24 protein-coding genes are annotated in these 25,397 nt (G+C 62.3%); 13 read left to right on the forward strand and 11 right to left on the reverse strand.

Annotated features, from left to right (window positions below):
* From AC07UX_RS05070 to AC07UX_RS05100, 7 genes are all read left to right on the forward strand, one after another.
* Window positions 1-774 (forward strand): TatD family hydrolase, encoded by a 774-nt coding sequence (locus tag AC07UX_RS05070; RefSeq protein WP_495190875.1) that lies wholly within the window; start codon window positions 1-3, stop codon window positions 772-774.
* Window positions 771-1,562, forward strand: a complete 792-nt coding sequence (locus tag AC07UX_RS05075) for an MBL fold metallo-hydrolase (protein ID WP_495190876.1) — start codon at window positions 771-773, stop codon at window positions 1,560-1,562. Before AC07UX_RS05070 ends, AC07UX_RS05075 begins: the two co-directional genes overlap by 4 nt.
* A complete protein-coding gene (locus AC07UX_RS05080) occupies window positions 1,563-2,192 on the forward strand; it encodes a retropepsin-like aspartic protease family protein (protein WP_495190877.1) in 630 nt (209 codons plus the stop codon). It begins immediately after the preceding gene.
* Window positions 2,189-3,490 carry an MFS transporter gene (locus AC07UX_RS05085; RefSeq protein WP_495190878.1) on the forward strand — a complete coding sequence of 434 codons (1,302 nt, stop codon included), beginning with the start codon at window positions 2,189-2,191 and terminating at the stop codon, window positions 3,488-3,490. Before AC07UX_RS05080 ends, AC07UX_RS05085 begins: the two co-directional genes overlap by 4 nt.
* A 201-nt stretch (window positions 3,491-3,691) precedes the next feature.
* Entirely contained in the window at window positions 3,692-5,110 is a 1,419-nt protein-coding gene (locus tag AC07UX_RS05090) for an ISNCY family transposase (protein WP_495190879.1), read from the forward strand.
* Window positions 5,111-5,361: 251 nt separating this feature from the next.
* Complete coding sequence (mazG, locus tag AC07UX_RS05095) at window positions 5,362-6,141, forward strand: nucleoside triphosphate pyrophosphohydrolase (RefSeq protein WP_495190880.1); 780 nt, start codon at window positions 5,362-5,364, stop codon at window positions 6,139-6,141.
* A 120-nt stretch (window positions 6,142-6,261) separates the two neighbouring features.
* Window positions 6,262-6,792: a tetratricopeptide repeat protein gene (locus tag AC07UX_RS05100; RefSeq protein ID WP_495190881.1), complete on the forward strand. Its 531-nt coding sequence runs from the start codon at window positions 6,262-6,264 to the stop codon at window positions 6,790-6,792.
* Window positions 6,793-6,816: 24 nt separating this feature from the next.
* Here AC07UX_RS05100 and hflX read toward each other — a convergent pair whose 3' ends face one another.
* The 7 genes from hflX to dusB all read right to left on the reverse strand — a co-directional run bounded on the left by hflX (window position 6,817) and on the right by dusB (window position 16,226).
* The gene (gene hflX / locus AC07UX_RS05105) at window positions 6,817-8,166 is read right to left on the reverse strand and encodes a GTPase HflX (RefSeq protein ID WP_495190882.1); all 1,350 of its coding nucleotides are present in this window, start codon (window positions 8,164-8,166) and stop codon (window positions 6,817-6,819) included.
* Window positions 8,167-8,231: 65 nt separating this feature from the next.
* Window positions 8,232-8,726, reverse strand: a complete 495-nt coding sequence (gene hfq / locus AC07UX_RS05110; protein WP_495191795.1) for an RNA chaperone Hfq — start codon at window positions 8,724-8,726, stop codon at window positions 8,232-8,234.
* 172 nt (window positions 8,727-8,898) lie between these two features.
* Complete coding sequence (ntrX, locus tag AC07UX_RS05115; protein WP_120250150.1) at window positions 8,899-10,269, reverse strand: nitrogen assimilation response regulator NtrX; 1,371 nt, start codon at window positions 10,267-10,269, stop codon at window positions 8,899-8,901.
* Window positions 10,259-12,514 (reverse strand): sensor histidine kinase, encoded by a 2,256-nt coding sequence (locus AC07UX_RS05120; protein WP_495190883.1) that lies wholly within the window; start codon window positions 12,512-12,514, stop codon window positions 10,259-10,261. Before AC07UX_RS05120 ends, ntrX begins: the two co-directional genes overlap by 11 nt.
* A gap of 123 nt (window positions 12,515-12,637) precedes the next feature.
* Entirely contained in the window at window positions 12,638-14,083 is a 1,446-nt protein-coding gene (gene ntrC / locus AC07UX_RS05125) for a nitrogen regulation protein NR(I) (RefSeq protein ID WP_495190884.1), read from the reverse strand.
* Window positions 14,083-15,192 carry a two-component system sensor histidine kinase NtrB gene (locus AC07UX_RS05130; RefSeq protein ID WP_495190885.1) on the reverse strand — a complete coding sequence of 370 codons (1,110 nt, stop codon included), beginning with the start codon at window positions 15,190-15,192 and terminating at the stop codon, window positions 14,083-14,085. The genes ntrC and AC07UX_RS05130 overlap by 1 nt, the downstream gene beginning before the upstream one ends.
* Window positions 15,189-16,226: a tRNA dihydrouridine synthase DusB gene (gene dusB / locus AC07UX_RS05135; protein WP_495190886.1), complete on the reverse strand. Its 1,038-nt coding sequence runs from the start codon at window positions 16,224-16,226 to the stop codon at window positions 15,189-15,191. Before dusB ends, AC07UX_RS05130 begins: the two co-directional genes overlap by 4 nt.
* A 100-nt stretch (window positions 16,227-16,326) precedes the next feature.
* Between dusB and AC07UX_RS05140 the strand changes: the two genes are divergently transcribed.
* Window positions 16,327-17,508, forward strand: a complete 1,182-nt coding sequence (locus AC07UX_RS05140) for a bifunctional 2-C-methyl-D-erythritol 4-phosphate cytidylyltransferase/2-C-methyl-D-erythritol 2,4-cyclodiphosphate synthase (RefSeq protein WP_495191796.1) — start codon at window positions 16,327-16,329, stop codon at window positions 17,506-17,508.
* 4 nt (window positions 17,509-17,512) lie between these two features.
* Window positions 17,513-18,028 (forward strand): CinA family protein, encoded by a 516-nt coding sequence (locus tag AC07UX_RS05145; protein WP_495190887.1) that lies wholly within the window; start codon window positions 17,513-17,515, stop codon window positions 18,026-18,028.
* On the opposite strand, the gene AC07UX_RS05150 is transcribed toward AC07UX_RS05145, so the two are convergent.
* Together AC07UX_RS05150 and lipA are read right to left on the reverse strand one after the other, a co-directional pair.
* Window positions 17,977-18,450, reverse strand: coding sequence for a type II toxin-antitoxin system RatA family toxin (locus tag AC07UX_RS05150; RefSeq protein ID WP_495190888.1), 474 nt, complete (start codon window positions 18,448-18,450; stop codon window positions 17,977-17,979). The genes AC07UX_RS05145 and AC07UX_RS05150 overlap by 52 nt on opposite strands.
* A gap of 7 nt (window positions 18,451-18,457) precedes the next feature.
* Window positions 18,458-19,483: a lipoyl synthase gene (gene lipA / locus AC07UX_RS05155; protein ID WP_495190889.1), complete on the reverse strand. Its 1,026-nt coding sequence runs from the start codon at window positions 19,481-19,483 to the stop codon at window positions 18,458-18,460.
* Between the two features lie 9 nt (window positions 19,484-19,492).
* Here lipA and AC07UX_RS05160 point away from each other — a divergent pair, with 9 nt between their 5' ends.
* The 4 genes from AC07UX_RS05160 to AC07UX_RS05175 all read left to right on the forward strand — a co-directional run bounded on the left by AC07UX_RS05160 (window position 19,493) and on the right by AC07UX_RS05175 (window position 22,353).
* Window positions 19,493-20,131, forward strand: coding sequence for a carbonic anhydrase (locus tag AC07UX_RS05160; protein ID WP_495190890.1), 639 nt, complete (start codon window positions 19,493-19,495; stop codon window positions 20,129-20,131).
* Window positions 20,132-20,145: 14 nt separating this feature from the next.
* Window positions 20,146-20,955 (forward strand): NYN domain-containing protein, encoded by an 810-nt coding sequence (locus tag AC07UX_RS05165; protein ID WP_495190891.1) that lies wholly within the window; start codon window positions 20,146-20,148, stop codon window positions 20,953-20,955.
* A 4-nt stretch (window positions 20,956-20,959) separates the two neighbouring features.
* A complete protein-coding gene (locus tag AC07UX_RS05170) occupies window positions 20,960-21,241 on the forward strand; it encodes an acylphosphatase (RefSeq protein ID WP_495190892.1) in 282 nt (93 codons plus the stop codon).
* Window positions 21,242-21,345: 104 nt separating this feature from the next.
* The gene (locus AC07UX_RS05175; RefSeq protein WP_495190893.1) at window positions 21,346-22,353 is read left to right on the forward strand and encodes a cytochrome-c peroxidase; all 1,008 of its coding nucleotides are present in this window, start codon (window positions 21,346-21,348) and stop codon (window positions 22,351-22,353) included.
* Window positions 22,354-22,503: 150 nt separating this feature from the next.
* Here AC07UX_RS05175 and AC07UX_RS05180 read toward each other — a convergent pair whose 3' ends face one another.
* Window positions 22,504-23,628, reverse strand: a complete 1,125-nt coding sequence (locus AC07UX_RS05180; protein WP_495190894.1) for a 5-methyltetrahydropteroyltriglutamate--homocysteine S-methyltransferase — start codon at window positions 23,626-23,628, stop codon at window positions 22,504-22,506.
* A gap of 19 nt (window positions 23,629-23,647) precedes the next feature.
* Window positions 23,648-25,333 carry an energy-dependent translational throttle protein EttA gene (ettA, locus tag AC07UX_RS05185; RefSeq protein WP_495190895.1) on the reverse strand — a complete coding sequence of 562 codons (1,686 nt, stop codon included), beginning with the start codon at window positions 25,331-25,333 and terminating at the stop codon, window positions 23,648-23,650.
* Between the last annotated feature and the right edge of the window lie 64 nt (window positions 25,334-25,397).

Below are 25,397 nucleotides of genomic sequence, written 5' to 3' on the forward strand. Positions count from 1 at the left end.
ATGCTGATCGACAGCCATTGCCACCTGAACTACAAGGGCTTGATCGAGGATCAGGCCAATGTGCTGGCACGGTCGCGCGCCGCGGGCGTCGATCTGATGCTCAACATCGCCACCCGTGAAAGCGAGTGGGACGCGGTGCTGGATACCGCCGTGCGCGAGGCCGATGTCTGGGCGACGGTCGGCATCCATCCGCATGAAGCTGACGAGCATCCCCATGTCGATACCGCCAAGCTGGTCGAGCGCGCCGCGCATCCGCGTGTCGTGGGCATCGGCGAAACCGGCCTCGACTATTATTACGACCATAGCGATCGCGAACGGCAGCAGAAGAGCTTCCGGTCCCACATCGCCGCCTGCCGCGAAACCGGGCTGCCGATGATCGTCCATACCCGCGACGCTGAGAAGGACACGCTGCGCATCATGCGGGAAGAGATGGAGCAGGGGCCTTATGGCGGCGTCATCCATTGCTTCACCGCCAGCGGGGCCTTTGCCGATGCTGCGATGGAACTGGGCTTCTACATCAGCATTTCGGGCATCGTCACGTTCAAGAGCGCCAAGGATTTGCAGGAAACGGCCGCACGGTTGCCGCTTGATCGGCTGCTGGTGGAAACGGACTCGCCGTTCCTGGCGCCGGTGCCGCATCGCGGCAAGTCTTGCGAACCGGCCTATGTCGCGGACACTGCCAAATTCCTGGCCAATCTGCGCGGCGAGAGTATCGAGGAGCTGGCGGCGGCGACGTCGGCCAATTTCCGCGCCCTCTTCTCGAAGGTCGCATGAGCCTGAAGCTGACGATCCTGGGCAGCGGCACCTCTTCGGGCGTGCCCCGGATCGGCAATGACTGGGGCGCCTGCGATCCTTCAGAGCCGAAGAACCGGCGGACCCGCGTGTCCATATTGGTCGAAAGCCCGACGACCCGCATCCTGGTCGATACGTCGCCGGACATGCGCGCGCAGTTGCTGGCGGCAAATGTAATCCAGATCGACGCAATCCTGTGGACGCACGACCATGCCGACCACAGCCATGGCATCGATGATGTCCGCCAGCTTTTCCACCACCGCCGCACGCCCGTGCCAGGCTATGCGCGGGCGCAGACGATGACGTTGCTGAGCCAGCGTTTTGCCTATGCGTTCGAGGGGCGCAATGGCTATCATCCCACGATCAACGCCCATATCCTGCCCGATAGCCTGCGCATCGGCGACATCGACATCGCCTGCGTCGATCAGCCGCATGGCGAGATTTACTCCACCGGTTTCCGCTTCGCTTATGGCGGCCGGTCGATCGGCTATGCCACGGATTTCCATGCGCTCACGCCCGATATGCTCGCGCTCTATGATGGGCTGGACATTTGGGTAGTCGATGCGTTGCGGGAAAAGCCGCACCCGACCCATCCGCATCTGGCGCTGACGCTGGACGGCATCGCCACGACCCGCCCCGAACGCGCTATCCTGACCCATATGGACCAGAGCATGGATTATGCCACGCTGCTTGGCACCCTGCCCAAAGGCGTGGAGCCGGGCTATGATGGTTTGGTGATCGAATTGGACGCGAAAGAGCAGGGGGCCTGAATGGACGGCACAGATCAGGCGGCATCGACCATCTGGTATGTGCTGGCACTCATATTGGTCGGGTCTGCGCTGATCGGACGGCAGATGGCCTGGGGCAGCCTGCTACGCATGGCGTTATTGTGGGTCGCCATCTTTGCTGGTCTGCTCGGACTCTTCAAATTCGGCCAAAGCCAAGGTTTTTTGACCGGCCGCTGGGCGGAGGAGGGGACTATGGTCACCCCCGATGAAGCGCCCGCCGCTTTGCCGCGTGCGCAGGCCGAGGGGCAGGCGTTGCGCATCCCCGTGGCGCCGGATGGCCATTATTGGGTGGAGGCAACGATCAACGGCACGCCCGCCCGCTTCCTGATCGACAGCGGTGCGACCGTTACCGCGCTGTCCGAAAATACAGCGCGTGCGGCAGGCCTCAACGATGATGTCGGCGAACCCAATGTCATCATGACAACCGCCAATGGCAAGGTAGAGGCAAAACGATCCAGCATCGCCACCTTGGCGATCGGTCCCATTTCGGCGAGCGACCTGCCCGTCGTCGTCTCACCCGCTTTCGGAGAGGTCAACGTCATCGGTATGAACATGCTTTCGCGGCTGAAAAGCTGGGGCGTCCAGGATGGCGCCATGGTGCTGAAACCATGAGCGCGGCGACGGAGCAGGGGACGCCGACCCAGGCGCAGCGGCTGAAGGCCATTATCGGCGGGTCCACCGGCAATCTGGTGGAATGGTATGACTGGTATGCCTATGCCGCCTTCACCCTCTATTTCGCGCCGCATTTCTTTCCAAGCGAAGATCGTACCGCGCAATTGCTGAGTGCGGCGGGCATCTTCGCCGTTGGGTTCCTGATGCGGCCGATCGGGGCCTGGCTGATGGGCGTCTATGCCGATCGCCATGGGCGCAAGAGCGGCCTCACGCTGTCCGTGGCGCTGATGTGCGCGGGATCGCTGCTGATCGCGGTGACGCCGGGCTATGAGACGATCGGGGTGGCCGCGCCACTAGTGCTGGTTCTGGCGAGGCTGATGCAGGGGCTGTCGATCGGCGGCGAATATGGCGCCAGCGCGACCTATCTGTCGGAAATGGCGGGTAAGAACCGGCGTGGTTTCTTCTCCAGCTTTCAATATGTGACATTGATCGCCGGGCAATTGGTCGCGATCTGCGTCCTGCTGCTGTTGCAGGCGACATTGAGCGAGGCGCAACTGGACGCCTGGGGATGGCGCATACCCTTCTTCATCGGCGGGTTGCTGGCGGTCATCGTCTTCTGGCTGCGGCGGGGCCTGGCCGAAACGCAGAGCTTTGCGGTCGCCAAGGCGCAGGGTGCGCCCAAATCCGGCTTCGTCGAACTCATCACCAACCACCCGCGCGAAACGCTGACGGTGATGCTGCTGACGGCGGGCGGCACGATCGCTTTCTATGCGTACAGTATCTACATGCAGAAATTCCTTGTGAATACCAGTGGGTTGAGCCGCGAGGTCGCATCGCAGATCAATGCCGTGACGCTGTTTCTGTTCATGTTGTTGCAGCCGGTCGCCGGTGCATTGTCGGACCGGATCGGGCGCAAGCCGTTGATGATCGGCTTTGGCGTGATGGGCATGCTCTGCACCTATCCGATCTTCACCACCCTGGCCGTGACCAAAGACCCGATCGTCGCGGGACTGCTGGTGATGGCAGGGCTGGTGATCGTAACCGGCTATACGTCGATCAACGCCGTGGTGAAGGCCGAGCTGTTTCCGGCGCATATCCGGGCGCTAGGCGTGGCGCTGCCTTATGCGCTGGCCAATACCTTGTTCGGCGGGACGGCAGAGTTCGTAGCCTTGTGGTTCAAGCAGGCCGGCATGGAACAGGCGTTCTACATCTATGTGACGGTGATGATCGCGATATCGCTGACCGTCTATGTCCGGATGCGCGATACCGCAAAACATAGCCAGATCCGGGAGGATTGAGGTGGCAGTGAGACAGCGAGTTGGACAGCCCTACGCGGTAGCGGAATGATGGCTGGTTTAACATAATCCTTATTATCGAACTTAATGAGTGTAAGCGCCATTTAGAAATGACACACCTCCGCTAGATAGAGATGACACAGTTTGGATCATCAGCGGAGCGCTGCTGTCATGTTCATCCTTCGCGTTGGAGGATGTGCGATAATGGCGGTGCTGGTGATGAGCGATGGCGAGCTTTCGCGTTTCGATACCTTGATGCGCGTGGACCGTGGCGAACTGCGGCCGACGGATGCGGCGCGGCTTTTAGGCATTCAGCGGCGGCAGATTTATCGGCTGTTGGATCGGTTACGAGCCGAAGGTGCTGCCGGCTTGGTGTCAGCCAAGCGCGGCCGGCCGAGCAACCGGCGCTATGCCGATGATTTTCGCGAGCGCGTGGTCGCGATCGTGCGTGAGCATTATTATGATTTCGGTCCCACGCTGGCCCGTGAGTATCTGGCCGAACGGCACGATATTCATCTGTCCTGCGAGACGTTGCGTCAGTTCATGATCAAGGCCGGGTTGTGGAAGGATCGCGAAACCCGGCGCCCTCGCCCATATCAGCCACGCTACCGGCGCGACTGCCGGGGCGAGCTGATCCAGATCGACGGGTCGAAGCACTGGTGGTTCGAGGATCGCGGGCCGCAATGCACCCTGCTCGTCTATATTGACGACGCGACCAGCGAACTGATGCACCTCAAAATGGCCGAAAGCGAGAGCACCTTCGCCTATATGGATGCGACGCGGGAGTATATCGAGCGGCACGGCAAACCGGTGGCCTTCTATTCCGACAAGCACAGCGTGTTTCGGAACGCCAAAGCCAGCGCAGCACGCGGCGATGGCATGACGCATTTCGGACGTGCGCTGGATGCACTGAACATCGAGATTATCTGCGCCAACTCGCCGCAGGCCAAGGGCCGGGTCGAACGGGCCAATGCCACGTTGCAGGATCGCCTGGTCAAAGCGATGCGTCTGGAAGGCATATCGTCGATCGAGGACGCCAACGTCTTTCTCGACAGCTATATGGCCCGGCATAATGCGCGGTTCGCTCGCCCCGCCTTTGATGTGCGCGACCTGCACCGTCCCCTCGCTACGCATGACGATCTGCGCTCGATCATGGTCTGGCGGGAGCAGCGGACAGTAACGGCGGCGCTGACGCTGCATTACAACAAGGTGATGTTCATTCTGGAGCCGACAGCGATCAGCAAAGCATTGGCGCGCAAGCGGGTGACAGTGTGCGAATATCCTGACGGTCGGCTGGAGATCGAACATGAGGGCCATGTCCTGCCCTATCGTCCGTTCGACAAGATGCGGAAGGTCAACCAGCCTTCCATTGTCGAGAACAAGCATCTGGACGCGGCGCTGATGTTGGCCAAACAGATGCAGGCCATCATGCCGCATCACCGCAAGCGCAATAACGACGCCCCTGCCCGCCGCGACCAGCCCCTGCATCTCTTCCCCGAACCAGAACCGCCGCCAAAGATCGACCGCCGCAAACTGGGTGGTTCAAAGCTCAAACGCGGTCCCAGGCTCAGTGACGAGGCGTTGCGCGAACGCGGCACGCTCAGCTTCGTGCAAAGGGCATGACCGGGCCCACTGCAGAGCAGCGGGTCCATGGTCTACTACCCCAAGGTCAGCGCATCAGCAGGGGCAGCGCTGCGCTGTATGGATGGCTACGCGCAGCCCCTGCTGTCCTCCATCCTGTGACATTTCTATATGGCGGAGAATGTGACTTCTCTAAGTAGCAGGAACAATGAGATTTTGGGCCGGGCGGTCTGGCCAGAAGGATGTGCAGACCCTATCGCCGGCCTTTTACCTCCAGCAGAGATCCCTTTCTTATGTCCAAAGCCAGTCCCGCCGATATCATGCCGCTTGCCGACGTCATGGCGCGATTGCGCGATCCCGACACCGGTTGCCCCTGGGATATCGAGCAGGATTTCGCGTCGATCGTCCCCTATACGATCGAGGAAGCCTATGAAGTGGCCGACGCGGTCGAGCGCAACGATATGGCGGCGTTGCGCGACGAATTGGGCGACCTGTTGCTTCAGGTCGCCTTTCACAGCCGCATGGCGGAACAGGCCGGCCATTTTGCATTGCAGGATGTAATCGACGCCATCACGCAGAAAATGATCCGGCGCCATCCCCATGTCTTTGGCGAAGGCGCGCGCCGTGAAGACGGCCATGCACAATGGGAAGTCATCAAAGCGGCCGAACGGGCGGAGAAAGACCCCGATCCCAGCGCCCTGGCCGGCGTGGCGATCGCCCTGCCCGCACTGCTGCGCGCTGAAAAATTGCAGAAGCGGGCCGCGCGCACCGGTTTCGATTGGCCCGAGACGGCCCGCGTGATCGACAAGGTCGTCGAAGAACTGGAAGAGGTGCAGGATGCAAACACGCAGGACGAACGCGAAGAAGAGGTCGGCGACCTGCTATTTGCCGTGGTCAACCTTGCGCGCCATTTGAAGGTCGATCCGGAAACCGCTCTGCGCAAGGCCAATGGCAAGTTCGATCGACGCTTCCGGTCTATGGAGGAGCAGGCTGGTGATGCCTTTGCCGGCCTGTCGCTCGATGAGCAGGAATTACTTTGGCAGGAGGCGAAGCGGCTGGAGAAAGGCGCCTGACGCCCGCAAGCCCGCTATCATTACAGAAATGATCCAGACAAGGTTCGGACTTGAAACCTAAATTTGACATCCGCTTGCAAAGACCATAGCTTTTCGATCTTTGATATGGAGGAATATGCAATGCGTCTGACGGTCCTTCTTCCCTTCATCTGCGCAATGGCAGTACCGGCTCACGCTCAGCAAGCAGGCGGCGTGTCGGGGATCCATTTCAACATAGCAGCGCCGTTGCTTGCACCCAGGTTCGATACTAGTCTCTATACGGCCGAACTTGGACCGCGCCGGGTCAATGTGGTGCAGGCGCAAAAGCTGATCGCGGCCGGCCATTATGTCGAGGCGGATTCGATGCTGTCGAAAATGATCGGCGAAACCAGCAGCAAACAAGTGCCCTTCCTGAAGGGCGTCGCAAAGCTCGGTATGGGTGATGCGGCCGCGGCGCGCCGCTATTTCGAGAAGAGCCTATATTATGGAAAATATGGCGCACCGGGCGCCATGTCTGGGTTGGCCTTGGCAGAAATCCGCCTCGGCAATCGCGATGCCGCTCTGACCATATTGAACAAGCTGCGCTATCAGCAGGAAAAATGCGGTAGCGATTGCGATCGCGCCAAGGCGCTCGACCAGGCCGTCGGCGTCGTCGAAAAGGCACTGATCTGATTGATTAAGGCGGCGGTGGTCGCCCTAATCTGCTGCTTCAGGTTTTTGCGCCCGTTTCGAATAGCGGGCGAAGGCGGCGTCGGACAGGCGCACATCGACGCGAGTTTCCTCGCCATCGACGCTGCTGGACAGCACTTCGCCATGTTCATGCAGCCAGGCGACGGTCGCGCCATCCGATACGGGAATGCGCAGGCCATAGACTTTCGCGCCGCGTGTCATGCGGTCGCTGATCGCGCGCTGGAGGTCGTCCACGCCCTCCCCGGTCAAGGCGGAGAGAATGACGACATCGTCGCGGCGGGAAGCGGTCTCGCGCGCCAGGGCGGCACCCTCTTCGCCGAGCAGGTCCAGCTTGTTCCACGCCTCCAGGATCGGCGGCGGTTCAGGCTCCCCTTCCCCACGATCCAGCGCCGCTTCGCCGGCAACGCCGAGCTCGCCGAGCACATCCAGCACGTCGTCCCGCTGCGCCTCGCTATCGGGATGGGCGATGTCGCGGACATGGACGATGAGGTCGGCCGACAGCACTTCCTCCAGCGTCGCGCGGAAAGCGGCGATAAGTTGGGTGGGAAGATCGGACACAAAACCGACCGTGTCGGACAGGATCGCCTTGTCCAGACCCGGCAGCGCGATCTGGCGCATCGTGGGGTCCAGCGTGGCGAAGAGCAAATCTTCCGCCATGACGGTGGCGCCGGTCATCCTGTTGAAAAGCGTGGATTTTCCGGCATTGGTATAGCCGACCAGCGCGATCACCGGCCAAGGCGCGCGCTGGCGCCGGGCGCGGTGGAGGCCACGGGTGCGCGTGACCTGATCCAGTTCGCGGCGGATCTTTGCCATGCGATCGCGGATCATACGACGGTCCGCTTCGATCTGGGTCTCTCCGGGACCGCCGAGGAAGCCAAAGCCGCCACGCTGTCGCTCAAGATGGGTCCAACTGCGCACCAGACGCCCCGCCTGATAATCCAGATGGGCAAGTTCGACCTGAAGTCGCCCTTCATTGGTGGCCGCGCGCTCGCCGAAGATTTCCAGGATCAGGCCGGTGCGGTCGATGACCTTGGCCTCGCACGCCTTTTCCAGATTGCTTTGCTGCACCGGTGAGAGGCTGTTGTCGACGATGATGAGTTCGGCCTCTTCCTGCCGGGCGAGCATGGCGATCTGGTCCACCTGCCCGCTGCCGAACAGAGTCGCCGGCTTACGGTCGCGCACGCGGAAGGCCTGGCTAGCGCGCACGTCGATGCCAATGGCCAGAGCCAGGCCACGCGCTTCCTCCAGCCGGGCATCGCTATCCCGGCGATCTGCATTATGGGTTTCGGCATGAACGACGACGGCGCGCGCGCCGCGCGCCACTTCGTCATCGGAGTCGCGGTTGAATATGGCCATGCATGTTTAGAGCATCTTGCAGCGGCCCGGTCCACCACTGGGCAGACCGGACGCTGGATAGACGATCAGTCGTCCTGTTCGTTTTCGCCGGTCAGGTCGAGCGCATGGAGCGGCTGGACCGTGGAAATGGCGTGTTTGTAAACCAACTGCACCATGCCGTCGCGTTCGAGCAGCATGCAGAAGAGATCGAAGGCAGCGATTTCGCCCTGAAGCATCACGCCGTTCACCAGGAACATCGTCACCGGGCTGCCCGACTTGCGGACGGCCGACAGGAAGATTTCCTGAAGCAGCTTCGACCTGCCATTGCCATCGCTGGCCTTGCGCAGATCGGTCAGGTCCATCGACGCCGCCGGCATGACCGTGGAAATGGCATGTTTATAGACCAGCTGCGACTGGCCATCGCGGCGCAGCAGCACGGAGAAATTGTCGAACCAGGTGATGATGCCTTGCAACTTCACGCCCTTGACCAGGAACATGGTCACCGGGGTCTTGCTCTTGCGCAGGCTGTTGAGGAAAATATCCTGAAGATTGTTCACTTTGTCGGCCATGGTCTTCGCCAGTCCTTTTCTTGGCGGGACGTTACCCGCTCTCGCATCCTAAGCAGGATGTCTTGCTCGCCCCCGCCTGTCGGGAGCGCGTGCGATCCTATCGCAATTGCGAAGGGGCGTCCATGGTCGAGATGCGCTTCGGCAAAAGTTCGGCAATCGATTGGATACCCCTCCCCGAATCCGCTCAATCCTTGCCTTCGGTAATGCCGAGCAGCTTGAGTTTGCGGTGCAGTGCGGAGCGTTCCATGCCGATGAAGGTCGCGGTCCGTGAGATATTGCCTGAAAACCGGCGGATCTGGATGCGCAGATATTCGCGCTCGAAACTTTCGCGTGCTTCACGCAGGGGCGCGCCCATGATGGCGGACTGGCCCATCCCCTCCCCGCCGCCGCCGCTGGTAAGTTCGGCGGGCAGCATGTCCAGTTCGATCCGGCCGATCCGGTCACCCGGCGCCAGGATCATCGTGCGTTCGATGACGTTGCGCAACTGGCGCACATTGCCCGGCCACTCATTGGCCTGCAACGCGGCCATGGCATCGCTCGCGATTTCGGGCGGCGGGACGCGCCGCTCCGCAGCGAAGCGGGCGAGATAATGTTCGACCAGCGGCGGAATATCGTCGCGGCGTTCGGACAGGGGCGGAATGGCCAGTGGCACGACGTTGAGGCGATAGAAAAGATCCTCGCGGAAACGCCGCTCTTCAATCTCGCTCGCCAGATTGAGCGCGGTCGAGGAAATGACGCGGACGTCCACCTTCACCTGCCGCTGGCCGCCGACGCGGGTGAAGCTCTGGTCCGTCAGGACGCGCAATATCTTGCCCTGCGTCGTGATCGGCATGTCGGCGATTTCATCGAGATAGAGCGTGCCGCCATGCGATTGCTCCAGAAAACCGGGGCGGACGAGGCCGCTGGGGTCTTCCACGCCGAACAATTCCTCTTCGACCCGGTCCGGGTCCATGCGCGCGGCGGCAACGATGATGAAGGGCGAATCGGCCCGGCCGCTCCAGCTGTGGAGCATGCGGGCGGCCACTTCCTTGCCGACGCCGGCGGGGCCGGAAATCAGGACGCGGCTGCCGGTGCCGGCGACCTTCTTGATCGTGGCACGCACGCCGTTGATCGACGCCGACGTGCCGGTCAGTTCGTCATCCTGGCCGAAGCGGGCGCGCAGCACCTGGTTCTCGCGCCGCAACCGTTCCGTCTCCGTCGCGCGGGCGACGAGGTGGAGCAGCCGGTCGGCCTCGAAAGGCTTTTCGATGAAGTCGGCCGCGCCCTTGCGGATCGCTGCGACGGCGGTGTCGATATTGCCGTGGCCCGAGATCATGAGCACCGGCACGGTCGGATCGCGGCGCTTGATTTCGTCGAGCAGCTCGAGGCCATCCATGCGGGAGCCCTGCAACCAGACGTCGAGCAGGACCAGCGAGGGGCGCCGGTTGTCGAGCGCCTCGATCGCGCTGTCGCTATTGGCTGCGGTCCGCGTCGTGAACCCTTCATCTTCCAGCACGCCCGCGACCAGATCGCGAATGTCCTCTTCATCGTCGACAATCAGAATATCAAGCGCCATTGGCCGTCACTTTTCCTTTCGGCAGGGCTATGATTTGCCCTTCTTCCATTTTTTCGAGCGCCCCTGCGGCGAAGCGCAATGTCACGCATGCGCCCCCCCCCTGTGCATCGTCGAAGCGGATCTCACCCAGATGCTCTTCGACAATCTTCTTGACGATGGCGAGGCCAAGGCCCGTCCCCTTGGTCCGCGTCGTCATATAAGGTTCCAGTATCCGGTCGCGTTCGGGCGGCAACCCGATGCCGTCGTCCCGCACCGTGATAATGATATCGCCACCAGACTGACCGAGCGCCATGCGCACATGGCCATGCGGGCCGCCATTTTCGGAAACTGGTTTTTGTTCAATGGATTCGACGGCGTTCTTGACGATGTTCGTCAATGCCTGACCCAGCTGGCGGCGATCGCAGACCAGATCCAGATCGGGCAGGTCCGCATGATATTCGAAGCGGATATCGGGATGCGCGACCTCATGCAGGAAAAGGGCATGGCGCGCGATGTCGCCAACCGCCTCCCGCCGGAAGACCGGCTTGGGCATACGCGCGAAGGAGGAGAATTCGTCCACGATGCGGCGCAGATCGCCGACCTGCCGGACAATGGTGCCGGTCAGCCGGGTGAAGGTCGCCTTGTCGCTCGTAACTTCCTCGGCATAGCGACGTTGCAGACGCTCCGCCGCCAGCTGGATGGGGGTCAGCGGGTTCTTGATCTCATGCGCGATACGGCGGGCGACGTCCGACCAGGCGGCACGGCGCTGATCGGACAGCTGCTGCGTAATGTCGTCGAAGGTCAGGATATGGCGCGAGGCATCCTGCGAGCGTTTGACCGCCAATGTGCGCAGATCGCCATGGGAGCGGACCTGAACGATGCCGGCGCTGTCTTCCGACGCGATGAATTCGGCCAGTTCGGCCGACACCTTGATGAGCGGGCGGCCGACCGGATCGTCACCCTCCTCCACCAGAATGGCGGCGGCAGAGCTGTTAAGCAGTTGCACCACGCCTTCGAAATCGACCGACAGCACACCGGCGCTGACGCCCGACAGGATCGCCTCGATAAAGGCGCGACGTTCGTCCAGCTGGCTGTTGGCCGCGACCAGCGCACCGGTTTGCGCCTCCAGCCTTTGCGTCATGCGGTTGAAGGCGGCGGCCAGCGTGCCGATCTCGTCGCGCGATTTATGACCGGTGACGCGGGCCGACAGGTCGCCTGCCGTGATCCGCCGCGCGGCGGTCACCAGTTCATTGACCGGTCGCACCATCCAGTCCGCCACGGCGAGCGCGATATAGACCGCGATGCCGACCAGCAGCAGCGATCCCACGAACAAGGCGATGTTGAAGCGCAACTGGAGCGCGCGGGATTGCGCGGCGAACAGGTCATAATCCGACAAGACCTTCTGCGCGCGCGCGACGTTGGAGAAGGAGGAGCTGTCCGCATTGCGGGATGCGTAGAGATAGACTTTGGAACCGGGGTAGAGCAGCGTGACCGCATCGATCTGGTTATTGCGGGTCTGGACGACGATCGTCTCCCCCTGCCCCAGACGCTTGACCACTTCGGGCGTCAGCTTGTCCGCGGCAGGCCGGTTTTCCGGATCGACCGTGGCCGCGGTGCGCGCGATACCGTCCTTGCCCAGTTCGATGATCGCCGCGCGGCTCAGCTTGCGACCGACCACCTGATAGAGGAGATATTCGGCAAAGCGCGGGCTGTTCACCTGCGAATCCGTCAATTCCTTGCGCAGGTCGCTCGACATGGTGACCGTCTCGTCGCCCACTTCGCGCAAATTCTGTTCATAATAGCCGCGTGCCAGATCGCTGGCATTTTGCAGCATGCTCCGCGCGCTGTCCGAAAACCAGAATTGCACGCCATATTGGAACAGCAAGGACGCGAAGATCACCACCAGCAGCATCGGCACGCTGGCCACGATCGAGAAGATGGCGACCAGACGAACGTGCAACTGACCGTCGCTGCCGATGGCGGATTGCGCCGCGCGTCGCTTGGCCACGCGCCGTCCCAGCAGCATCAGCAGCGCGATCGCCGGGACCAGATTGGCCACCAGCAGCAAGGCGACGATGGGCGGGGTCAGCAGCGTATAGGATTGGCCGTTGCCCGACAGGATATAATAGGTCAGGCCCGCCATGCCCAGGAACAGGGCCAGGGTGAAGCCTTCCACCAGCGAGGCCAGACGCCCGTGGCGCAGGAAGGCCGGCAACTGCCTCCGCCATGCCGATGCCCGCTTGGGCAATGTCGTCGCGCCACTCATCGTGGCTTTGTTACAACAAGGACCGTGCCCGTTCAAACACAGTATTTGATTAAAACCCTGTCGCTGGTCGAGGAAGACCGTCGGTTCGTCCCGGCACAGGATTGAGGGCGAGCTGTGATCCGATCAATCGCTGAGGCGCAGTTGCATCGGGTCCAACCCATAGTCGGTCAGCTTCTTGCGCAACGTATTGCGATTGATGCCCAGCAGGCCCGCCGCGCGAATCTGGTTGCCATCGACGCTCGCCAGCGCCTCTTGCAGCAGGATCGGTTCGACCACGGCGAGCAGGTCGTCATGCAAGGCGCGGTTGGGCTGGGCAAGGCCGATGCCCAACTGGCGCCTGGCCCATTCCCGCACCGCATGAGCCAGTTGATCCGCGGGCGCGGCATAGTCCGCCGGCACCGCGTCGAGCGGCAGCATATGACGCAAAATCTCTGCGGTGATGACGTTTTCACGGCTCAGTACCGACAGGCGCTGCATCAGATTTTGCAGTTCGCGCACATTGCCGGGCCAGTGATAGACCATCAGCAATTGGGCGGCGTCGTCAGCCAGCGTCTTGCGCGGCAAGCCCTCCAGCGCAGCCCGTTCCATGAAATGACGCGCGAGCAGAATGACGTCCTCACGCCGTTCGCGCAGTGCCGGTAGCGCGATGGGCACGACATTGAGGCGATAATAGAGATCCTGGCGGAAGCGCCCATCCTCGATCAACAGGGGCAGATCCTTGTTGGTCGCGGCAATGATGCGGACATTGACCCGCACCGGCTTCGACCCGCCGACGGTCGTCACTTCACCCGATTGCAGCACGCGCAGCAGCCGCGTCTGCGCCTCCATAGGCATGTCGCCGATTTCGTCGAGAAACAGCGTCCCGCCCTGCGCCTGCTCGAACTTGCCGGCCGTGCGGGCATGGGCGCCGGTGAAGGCGCCCTTTTCATAACCGAACAGTTCCGCCTCGATCAGTTCGCGCGGGATAGCGGCCATGTTAATCGCGATGAAGGGCTTGGTGCGGCGCTGGCCCAGGCTGTGGATCGCTTCGGCCACCAGTTCCTTGCCAGTGCCCGATTCGCCCAGCACCAGAATGGACAGGTCGTTGGAAAGAACGCGGGCGATGGTGCGATAGACTTCCTGCATCGCCGGCGATCGACCGACCAGAGGCAGGCCATCGTGCGGCAGGCCGGGTTCGTCGATCTGACCGTCCGCGCTTTCCCGCGTGCCCAGCGCGTCGGATACGGCACGGGTCAGTTCGTTGAGGTCGAAGGGCTTGGGCAGATATTCGAATGCGCCTTTTTCGGTGGCGCGGATCGCGGTGTTGAGCGTGTTCTGCGCCGACAGGATGATGACGTTCAGGTCGGGACGATCGGCAAGGATGTCGGCCACGCCGTCCAGCCCGTCGCCATCGGGCAGCATCACGTCGGTGATGAGGATATCGGGCACGAAACTGTCCATCAGGGCGCTGCGCTCGCGGATCGAGGCGGCGGTCTTCACCTTATGCCCCTGCCGCCGCAGCGCTTCGCCCACGACCACGCAGATGGCGGGATCGTCATCCACGACCAATATGGTGCCGGTCGCCGCCATCAGCCCATGCTCATCGGCAGGAGGATACGGAAAGTGGATTCGGCCGTTTCGGTGTCGCGCGAATATTGGACGAACCCGCTCATGTCGCGGACCAGCTTGTCCACCAGCGCCAGGCCCAGCCCCTGCCCGTCCCGCTTGCCGGTGATGAAGGGGTTGAAGAGATGGTCCAGAATATGTTCGGGCACGCCAGGTCCATTGTCGATGACGAGGATTTCGATCGGCAGCACGGCGCTGCCCTTGCCGCCGCCAACCACGACAGACACGCCATGGCGAAAGGCGGTTTCCACCCTGATGCTGGGTTTGTCCGTATATTCAAGTGCCTCTGCCGCGTTTTTCAGCAGGTTGATCATCACCTGCACCAACGCATCGTCATTGATGTTGGCAAATGGCAAGGATGGATCATAATGTTTTATGATCTTTATGTTTTTTGCAAATCCGGCGGCTGCGATCCCGGCCGCTCGGTCGATCAGCGGATAGATGTTGCCAGGGTGGCATTCCAGCGTCCGGTCGGTGGTAAAATCCTGCATCCGGTCGATCAGGGCGGCGATCCGGTCCACCTCGTTGCAGATCAGCTGGGTCAGCGCCGCGTCCCGCCCGCCATGGCTGGATTCCAGAAGTTGCGCGGCGCCACGAATGCCCGACAACGGGTTCTTGATCTCATGCGCCAAAATCGCTGCCGCGCCCATGGCGGAACGGGCACCGCCCGCCGACCCGCGATGACCGATCTTGCGGGCCTGGCTCTGTGCATGGAGCGACACGACCCGCCAACCATCATGATCGACGATCGGGGAGATCATGAGATCGACCTCCATTTCCGCAGTACGGCCGGCATGGACCTTTATGTCATAGGCGGCGATCGGCTTGTTGCTGTGCCAGATGTCGAAGCGCGCGCCCGCCTCCGCAATGCGGATGGTGCGGGCCACGTCGCTGCCGACGATGGCCGATCGTGCCATGTTCAACAAGGTTTCGGCCCGTACATTGGCTTCGGCGATGTGATTGTCCGGCCGGACGAGCAATGTCGCGACCGGCAAGGCCGTCATCTGCTCGGTCAGCGAAGGCCCGTCCTGCACCATCCGAAGCGGCGGAACGGACGTTAGCAAATTCGTCATGCAGCCTTGCGCAAAGCCGCCGCGCGCAGCGCTTCGGCATCCAGGCCGCTGGCGATCAGCGGCTCGTAGAAGCGCGCCAGCATGTCCAGCACCACATCGGCGTCGGGCTGCTGGTTCACGGCATTGCGGAATTCGGCCGAACCGGTCAGCCCCTTGGTGTACCAGCCGATGTGCTTGCGCGCCATATTGACGCCGGTATGCCTGTCATAATGTACCAGCATCGCGTGATAATGTTCTACGATCACACGATATTGTTCATCGAGCGACGGGTCCGGCAAGCGCGTGCCATCGGTCAGCCAGGCCATGACCTGACCGATCAGCCAGGGTCGGCCATAGGCACCGCGGCCGATCATCACGCCATCCGCGCCGCTCTGTTCCAGAGCCGTGTCAGCGTCCTCGATCGAGCAGATGTCGCCATTGACGATGACGGGCAGCTTCACAGCCTCCTTGACCGAGCGAACGAACGCCCAATCCGCAGACCCCTTATACATCTGGTTGCGGGTACGGCCGTGGACGGTGATGAGCCTGGCGCCCAGATCCTCGGCGATATGAGCAAGCTCCGGCGCATTGAGGCTGGCATGATCCCAACCCATGCGCATCTTCACGGTAACGGGCACATCGACCGCCTCCACCGTCGCCTTGATCAGCGAGGCGGCGAGCGGCAGGTCGCGCATCAGCGCGCTGCCCGCATCGCCATTGACGACCTTCTTCACCGGGCAACCCATATTGATGTCGATGATCGCCGCGCCGCGATCCGCGTTCAGCTTCGCAGCCTCGGCCATTTCGGTGGGCGAGCAGCCGGCCAGTTGCATCGACACCGGCTCTTCCAGCGGGTGCCAGGCGGCCTTTTGCAAGGATTGGCGCGTTTCGCGGATCATCGCCGCGGACGCGATCATTTCCGTCACATTGAGGCCGCAGCCATAGCGCCGAACCAGCGTCCGGAAGGGCATGTCGGTGACGCCGGTCATCGGCGCCAGCACGACGGGCATGTCGATGGACACAGGGCCGATGGAAATGGGAGCAAGTTTGCGCATGATCTTGTTTCGAAATACTGCCTAAAAAACAGGCAGCCCTTAGCGGAAAATGGGTCGGGCGGCAAGCTACTCCCCCTTTCGGCCTGTGCCGCGACCCGCTATGCGCCATGGCATGACATCCCAAAGCAAGATCGTCGCGCTGATCGTCGCGGCCGGCCAGGGCAGCCGGGCCGGCGGCGACATTCCCAAACAGTTCCGCATGGTGGCCGGCAAGGCCGTACTGGCGCATGCCTATGATGCGCTGGTGGCCCATGGCGGGATCGACGCAATCCATATCGTGCTGGGCGATGGGCATGCCGATGAGGCCCGCGAATTGCTGGGCGACCGGGCTGCGACCTTCGCCACCGGGGCGGACAGCCGGCGCGGGTCGGTGCGCGCGGGGCTGGAGGCCATCGCGGCGGCCGGTAGCGCGGATATCGTCCTGATCCATGATGCCGCCCGCCCCTTCCTGCCTGGTGCGGTCATAGACCGGCTGCTTGCCGCGCTGGACGATGCCACCGGCGCCATCCCCGCTTTACCCGTCGCCGACACGCTGGTGCGCGGCGACGGCGCAATCATGGGCGCAGGCGTGGACCGGGCGGCCCTGCACCGCGTACAGACGCCGCAGGCCTTCCGCTTCGACGCCATATTGGCAGCGCATAGCGCTTGGGATGAGGCGCGCGAGGCAACCGATGATGCGCAGATATTGAGAGCCTGGGGTCATGACGTCATGTTGGTGCCAGGCGATGAAAGGCTGGAGAAATTGACATATCCGCAGGATTTCGCCCGCGTCGAGGCGGCCCACGCAACGCTGCGCAGCACCCGCGTCGGCATGGGCTATGACGTCCACCGACTCGCCCCGAACGAAGAATTGTGGCTGGGGGGCATTTTGGTTCCGCATGATCGGGGCCTCGCCGGACATAGCGATGCCGACGTCGCGCTCCATGCCATCGTCGACGCGATACTGGGCGCGCTGGCGGAAGGCGATATCGGCAGCCATTTCCCGCCGTCGGACCCGCAATGGCGTGGAGCGGCGTCCGACCGTTTCCTCGCCTACGCGCGCGATCGGATCGCTGCGCGCGACGGCGTCCTTGACCATATCGACCTGACCATCATCTGCGAAGCGCCCAAGATCGGGCCGCATCGCGAAGCCATGCGCGCGCGGATCGCCCAGATACTGGCCGTGCCGATCGACCGGGTCAGCGTGAAGGCGACCACGACCGAGCGCCTCGGCTTCGCCGGCAGGCGCGAGGGCATCGCCGCCCAGGCGGTTGCCACCTTGTCCCTTCCCGCGCTATCCTGACCCCATGCCAGATACGATCCTGCCGGCCCAGTTGGTCGAACTCGCCGAAAAGGTCATCATCGCCAACCGTCGCGCCGGGCGCACGATTGCGGTAGCGGAGAGCTGCACGGGCGGCCTGGTGTCCGCCGCGCTCACTGAGATCGCGGGATCATCCGACGTGTTCGACGCCGGTTTCATCACTTATTCCAATGATATGAAGGCGGAACTTCTGAAAGTTTCGCATGATGTGCTGGACACATTCGGTGCGGTGTCCATCGCAACCGCCTGGGCCATGGCGCAGGGTGCGCTGAAGAAAAGCCACGCCCATGTCGCAGTCGCCATTACCGGTATCGCCGGGCCGGGCGGCGGCACCGAACAGAAGCCGGTCGGCACCGTCGTCTTCGCCCGCGCCGAACGCGGTGCCAGCCCCGACAAGGTCGTAGCCGACATGCGCCATTTCGAAAATAACGGCCGGGGCGGCGTCCGCCTTCAGGCGGCGCTATGCGCGCTGGAACTGCTGCTGCCCGACCCGCCTGCGTAGAGCTGGGCGGCGCGGGTTTCGAACGCGCCGATCATCTTGCGCAGCGCTTTGTCGAAAAACTGGCCGGCCAGCATTTCGAACAGCCGGTTTTTGAATTCGAACTCGACCTCAAAATCGACCAGCACCCCGCCCTGCCCGTCGTCGCGGAAACCCCATTCATTGTGGAGATGCTTGAGCGGGCCGTCGAGATAATCGACCCGAACATGATCCGGGCTATGCTTGTGGACGCGGGAGGTGAAGCTTTCCTTCACACCCTTGAACCCGACGATCATGTCGGCGACCATCTCCGTCTCGCTGTCGGACCGCACACGGATGGCGCTGATCCAGGGGAGAAATTCCGGATAGGCCGCAACATTCGACACCAGGTCGAACATTTGCGTCGGGGTATAGGGCAGATGCCGCGTTTCGTTATGCTTGGGCATGGTGCGATCAGCCCTTGGCCAGCGCCGCCTTGGCGAGCTTTGCCTCGCGCGCGGCCTTCATTTCGGCGAAATCCTTGCCGGCATGGTAGCTGGAGCGCGTGAGCGGGCTGGACGCCACCTGAAGGAAGCCCTTCGCCCGCGCGATCGCGGCATAGGCGTTGAACGCCGCCGGCGTGACGAATTCCATGACCTTGGCATGTTTGGGCGTGGGCTGAAGATACTGCCCCATGGTCAGGAAATCGATGTCGGCCGAACGCATGTCGTCCATCACCTGATGCACTTCCAGACGCTCTTCGCCCAGGCCCAGCATGATGCCCGACTTGGTGAAGATGGACGGATCCAGCCGCTTGACCGACTCCAGCAGGCGCAGCGACGCATAATAGCGCGCGCCGGGGCGGATGGTCGGGTAGAGGCGCGGGACCGTCTCCAGATTGTGATTATAGACGTCCGGACGCGCGGTGACGATCATTTCGACCGCCCGCTCATGCTTGTTGCGGAAGTCGGGGGTCAGAATTTCGATCGTCGTATTCGGCGTCGTGCGGCGCAGCGCTTCGATCACCTTGACGAACTGCGATGCGCCACCATCGGGCAGGTCGTCGCGATCGACCGAGGTGATGACGATATGCTCCAGACCCATTTCAGCGCAGGCATCGGCCAGATTCTGCGGTTCGTTGGGATCGACCTTACGCGGCATGCCGGTCTTCACATTGCAGAAGGCGCAGGCGCGGGTGCAGACATCGCCCAGGATCATCACCGTGGCGTGCTTCTTCGTCCAGCATTCGCCGATGTTGGGACAGGCCGCTTCCTCGCACACCGTCGCGAGCTTCTTGTCGCGCATCAACTGGCGGGTTTCGTTATAGCCCTTGCTGGTTGGCGCCTTGACGCGAATCCAGTCGGGCTTGCGAACGCGCTCAGGTCCATTGGCAGGTCCATTGGCAGACTGAGCGGGCACGGGGATCGGGCTGATGTCGTTCATGCGCCCCAGATAGCGATGCCGGGCCGCTCTTGCCAGTCCTGTCTTTGTGCGGCACATCTGCGCCCCATGACCGATTTTAATGACATGATCGCCGGCTATCGCCGTTTTCGCACCACCGGCTGGAGCCAGCAGCGCGAACGATGGGACGAACTGAACGAAGGGCAAAGCCCCAAGGTGATGGTGATCGCCTGTTCGGACAGCCGAGTCGATCCGGCGCAGATTTTCGATACCAGCCCCGGCGAGATTTTCGTTGTGCGCAACGTGGCCGCTCTGGTGCCGCCGTTCGAGACCAATCCCGGCTGGCATGGCGTGTCGGCGGCGCTGGAATTTGCCGTGCAGGTGCTGAAAGTCGGCGAAATCGTCGTGATGGGCCATGGCAAATGCGGTGGTTGCAAGGCGGCACTTAGTCAGGATCTGAAGGATGCGCCTCCTGGCGAAGGCGGTTTCATCCATAACTGGATCGAATTGCTGGACGACGCCCGCGACGTGGTGGTCGAACGCTATGGCGACCAGCGCGACCGCGATGCCGAACGCGCGATGGAGCAGGAAGGCGTAAAGATCAGCCTTAAAAATCTCCGCAGCTTCCCTTGCGTCCGCGCCAAGGAGAAGAGCGGCGAATTGAAGCTGGTCGGCAGCTTCTTCGCCATATCCGACGGCCAGCTGCATATATTGAACGAAGAGAGCGGCGCCTTCGCGCCAGCCTGAAAGGAAATCACGACATGGCCACAGGGCAGGAAGGCCGCGGCAATATTGCCCTGCTGATCGACGCGGACAATGCGTCTGCGGCGCATTTCGATTCGGTCATGACCGTGCTGGCGGAACTGGGCACGGTGAATATCCGCCGCGCCTATGGCAATTGGAGCAAGACGACGCTCAAGACATGGGCCGCCCTGTCGGTGGCCCATGCGATCGAACCGCAGCAGCAGTTCGACCTGACCAAGGGCAAGAATGCCACCGACATGAAGATGACGATCGACGCGATGGACCTGATGGCGTCGGGTCGGGTCGATGGCTTTGGGCTGATGTCGAGCGACAGCGATTTCACGCCCCTTGCGACCCGCATTCGCCAGCAGGGCATCCCTGTCTATGGCTTCGGATCGGCCAACACGCCCGAAGGTTTCCGTCGTGCCTGCACCCGTTTCCTTAACGTGGCGGCGCTCAAGCCCGCTGAAATACCGGCGACGGCCAAGGCGCCGGTCAGGAAAGCCGCGCCGGCCAGCGTTACGCCGCCCAAGGCAGCGCCCGCACAGACGGCCGCACCGATAGCGCCATCCCCGCCTGCATCGGCCCCGGCCAAGACGGTCGATGCAGAGGTCATCCGCCTGCTGATCGACGCCTATGACGAAGCGAAGCGGGACGAACGCGGCTTCGTGGCACTGGGGCCGGTGGGGCAGCGGGTGGGCAACCGCTCCAGTTTCGACGTGCGCAATTACGGGTTCAAGCGCCTGTCCGATCTGGTCGGCGCCATTCCCAATTTCATCACCGAGGTGCGCGAAGGCGGTCAGACCTGGATCAAGCGGGTCAAATGACGCCATGATCGCCCGGCATCTTTTGATCCATGGCCGGGTGCAGGGTGTCTGGTACCGCGCCTGGACCGTGGCAACGGCGCGCGCACTCGGCCTTGCCGGCTGGGTCCGCAACCGGACGGATGGCAGCGTCGAAGCCGTGGTCGAGGGGGAAGAGACCGTGATCGCGCAGTTCATGGCGCTGGCTGAGGACGGGCCGCCCGACGCGAAAGTGACCCGGATCGAAGCGACCGATGTGCCGGTCGCGCATTTCGCTACGTTCGAAAAGCGGGAAACGGCCGGAAACTAGCCATTGTGGCAAGCCCTGCGCTTAGCCCCCTAGCTCCGACGCTTTACGCCGCCCTGCGGATCGTGCAGCCTCCTGCGTCTTGCATGGGGTGAAGGGGACAGGCCTTGCGGGCAGGGATAGCGGCGATCGTCGGCGGAACATGGTTGCTGGCGACCGGGGTAGTGGCCGGTCAGCCGGCATGGCGCTGGCCGTATTTTCCCGCCGGCATCGCTGCGCCGACCACCCCGGCCGACAACGGCATGAGCGCGGCCAAGGTCGCGCTGGGCCGTCGTCTTTTCTACGACAGGGCACTGTCACGCGATGGCAGCATGGCATGCGCCGATTGCCATCAGCAATCGCGCGGCTTCAGCGATGGCCAGCCCAGCCATATCGGCGTGACCGGGGACATGGGCGTGCGCAACGTGCCGGGGCTGGCCAACATCGCCTGGCGCAGCGGGTTTACCTGGACAGAAGCAGGCATCACATCGTTGGAAGCGCAGGCGTTGGTGCCCATGACCGGCATCAAACCGGTGGAAATGGGCATGGCTGGGCAGGAAACGGAACTGACCCAGCGATTGCATAAAGATCCCTGTTATCGCCGGCTATTCCTGCTGGCCTTCCCCAAGGCATCCGACGGCGCGAATTATGCCAGGATCACGCAAGCGCTGGGCGCGTTTCAACGGACCATGATCTCGTTCGGCAGCCCGCACGACCGGGGCATGCTGACGCCACTTGCGCGCATGGGCGCTGCCCAATTCAAGGCGGCCGGGTGCGCCACCTGCCATAGCGGTCCGGACCTGACCGACGGACAGGTTCATTATGTCGGCACGGCGGCATTGGGTGAAGCGGACGGCAGCCTCTATGGCGGCAAGCCGCTGCCGCCCGGTTTCGAGCCGCCGCCCGAACAGTTTCGCACGCCGTCGCTCCGCAATGTCGCCGTCACCGGACCCTGGCTGCATGATGGCCAAAGCCCCAGCATGGATTCCGCGATCCGCCGTCATGCCGCCGCGCAACTGGCGGGTGTCGACATGAACGCCATGCTGGCCTTTCTCGATTCGTTGACCGATCGCGGCTTCCTGACCAACCGGGACCTTGGTCCGCCCCCGGCCGGCTGCCCGATCCCGATCGGATAAAAAAAGGGCCGATCCGTGAGGACCAGCCCTGAAAGTTTTTAGGAGAGGATGCCTGAAAGGCAGGATCTAACTGCCGTGACAACGCTATCAAGGCAAATGCAAATGTTTGCAGCGCGATTGTGTTTCTTGCAATCGCACCACGATCGATGGTCAGGCTGTGCCCCAGATCGCTTCTGCGGTCCGCACAACCAGTTCCAGCTTTGCCTTCTGCTCGTCGGCGGTGATGGCATTGCCCTCTTCCGTCGAAGCAAAGCCGCATTGCGGCGCGATGCCCAGCTGGTCGATATCGGCGAACCGGGCCGCTTCCTCGATCTGGCGCTTGAGCTGATCGACCGGCTCCAGATCCGGTGTTTTGGTCGTGATGAAACCGGGATAGACGCGCTGGCTGCCCTTGGCGAGGAAACGCAGCGGTTCCAAGCCGCCGGCGCGTTCGCTGTCATATTCCATGAAGAACAGATCGACGCCGGTCTGGTTGAAGATGGCATCGGCCGCCAGATCATAGGCGCCCTCTGCCGCCCAGGTGGAGCGGAAATTGCCGCGGCACATGTGCATCCCGATCAGCATGTCGTCCGGACGGCCCTTGATCGCTTCCTGCATCATGCGGGCATAGGCGGTAATCAGCCAGTCGGGATCGACGCCTTCGGCCGCCTTTTGCGCGCGATGCTTGGGATCGCACAGATAGGCGAAGAAGATGTCGTCCATCTGAAGATAACGACAGCCCGCATCGTAGAAGGCTGCGACCGCCTTGGCATAGGTGGCGGACAGATCAGCGAACAGCACGTGGAGATCGGCATAGTCCGGCACGCGGATGTCCGCCTTGGCCGTACGGAAATGGCAGCAGCTAGGCCCCGGAATCGAGATTTTCGGCGTGACGCTGGTGTTTGCGGCCAGGAAGCGGAAATGGTCCAGCATCGGATGGTCCGCCGGAAAATCCAGCTTTCCGTTGATGACCGGGAAGGTCGGTCGCAGCTTCACGCCATGGAATTGCGCACCCTCTTCAGGGTCGCGCTGCTCCAGGTCGAAACCGGTCAGCCCGCCCATGAAATCATAATGCCAGAAAGACCGGCGGATTTCCCCGTCGGTGACGACCTTCAGCCCCACCGATTCCTGCATCTTCACCGCGTCGATGATCGCGGCATCCTCTACAGCGGTCAGTTCCGCGCGCGTGATGGCGCCGTCTTCGAAAAAAGCCTTGCGCGCGGCCGTGACCGTGGCGGGCCGTAACAGCGACCCGACATGGTCCGCCCGCGCGGGCGGTGCGATATTCGTCATCATCAAAATTCCCGAGTGAAAATCAGCGCGTCAGCTTCTTGTAGGCCAGTGCGGTCGGCCGATCGGCCGCATCGCCCAGACGACGGCGCTTATCTTCTTCATAAGCTTCGAAATTGCCTTCGAACCATTCGACATGGCTGTTGCCTTCGAATGCGAGGATATGCGTGGCCAGGCGATCGAGGAAGAAGCGGTCATGGCTGATGACCACGGCGCAGCCCGCGAAGTTTTCGATGGCTTCTTCCAGCGCGCCCAGCGTTTCGACGTCCAGATCGTTGGTCGGTTCGTCGAGCAGCAACACGTTGCCACCCTTTTTCAGCATCTTGGCGATGTGGACGCGGTTGCGCTCACCACCCGACAGCTTGCCGACATTCTTCTGCTGGTCCTGGCCCTTGAAGTTGAAGGCGCCGACATAGGCACGGGTCGACATGTCATGGCCGTTGACCTTCACATAATCCAGGCCATCCGACACCTCTTCCCAGACATTCTTGCTGTCATCCAGATGATCGCGGCTCTGGTCGACGAAACCAAGGCGCACGGTCGTACCGATGTCGATCTCACCCGAATCGGGCGTTTCCTGCCCGGTGATGAGCTTGAAAAGGGTCGATTTACCCGCGCCGTTCGGACCGATGACGCCCACGATGCCGCCCGGCGGCAACAGGAAGGAGAGATCCTCGAACAGCAGCTTGTCGCCGAACGCCTTGGAAATACCCTTGAATTCGATCACCTTGCCGCCCAGGCGCTCTGGCACCTGGATGACGATCTGCGCCTTGCCGGGCGAACGGTTGTTCTGGCCCGCGACCAGTTCCTCGAACTTCTTGATACGTGCCTTGGACTTGGTCTGGCGGCCCTTGGTGCCGGCCCGAATCCATTCCAACTCGTCGTTGATCGCCTTCTGGCGCCCGGTCGCTTCGCGATCTTCCTGCTCCAGGCGCTTGGCCTTCTTCTCCAGATAGGTGGAGTAGTTGCCTTCATAGGGGAAATATTTTCCGCGATCGAGTTCCAGGATCCACCCTACCACATTGTCGAGGAAGTAGCGGTCGTGGGTGATCATCAGCACCGAGCCGGCATATTCCTTCAGATGGTTTTCCAGCCAGGTGACGCTTTCGGCATCCAGATGGTTGGTCGGTTCGTCGAGCAGCAGGATGTCGGGCTTCTGGATCAGCAGGCGGGTGAGCGCGATGCGGCGCTTTTCACCGCCCGACAGGCTTTCCACCGACCAGTCTGACGGCGGGCAACGCAGCGCCTCCATCGCGATTTCCAGCTGGTTGTCGAGCGTCCAGCCATCGACCGCGTCGATCTGCTCCTGCAATGTACCCATTTCTTCCATCAGCGCGTCGAAATCGACGTCTTCCGGCGGATCGGCCATGATCATGCTGATCTCGTTGAAACGGTCCATCTTGTCCGCGATCTCGCGGGCGCCGTCCTTGACGTTTTCCAGCACCGACTTGTTGGGATCGAGCTGCGGTTCCTGTGGCAGATAGCCCACGGTGATATTTTCGCCCGGCCAGGCTTCACCGCTAAAATCGGTATCGATGCCGGCCATGATCTTGATCAGGGTCGATTTACCCGCACCGTTCGGACCGACGATGCCGATCTTGGAACCCCGGTAGAATTGCAGGTTGATATTGCTCAACACCGGCTTGGCTGCGCCGGGGAAGGTCTTCGTCATGCTCTTCATGACATAGGCATATTGCGAGGATGCGGACATAGGTGCGCGCTGCTCCGAAATCAGGACGGGAAAGTCGGTTTGAAAATCTGCGCCGAGTTAGCGG

The organism is Sphingobium sp. GW821-FHT02B05, assembly GCF_059421905.1.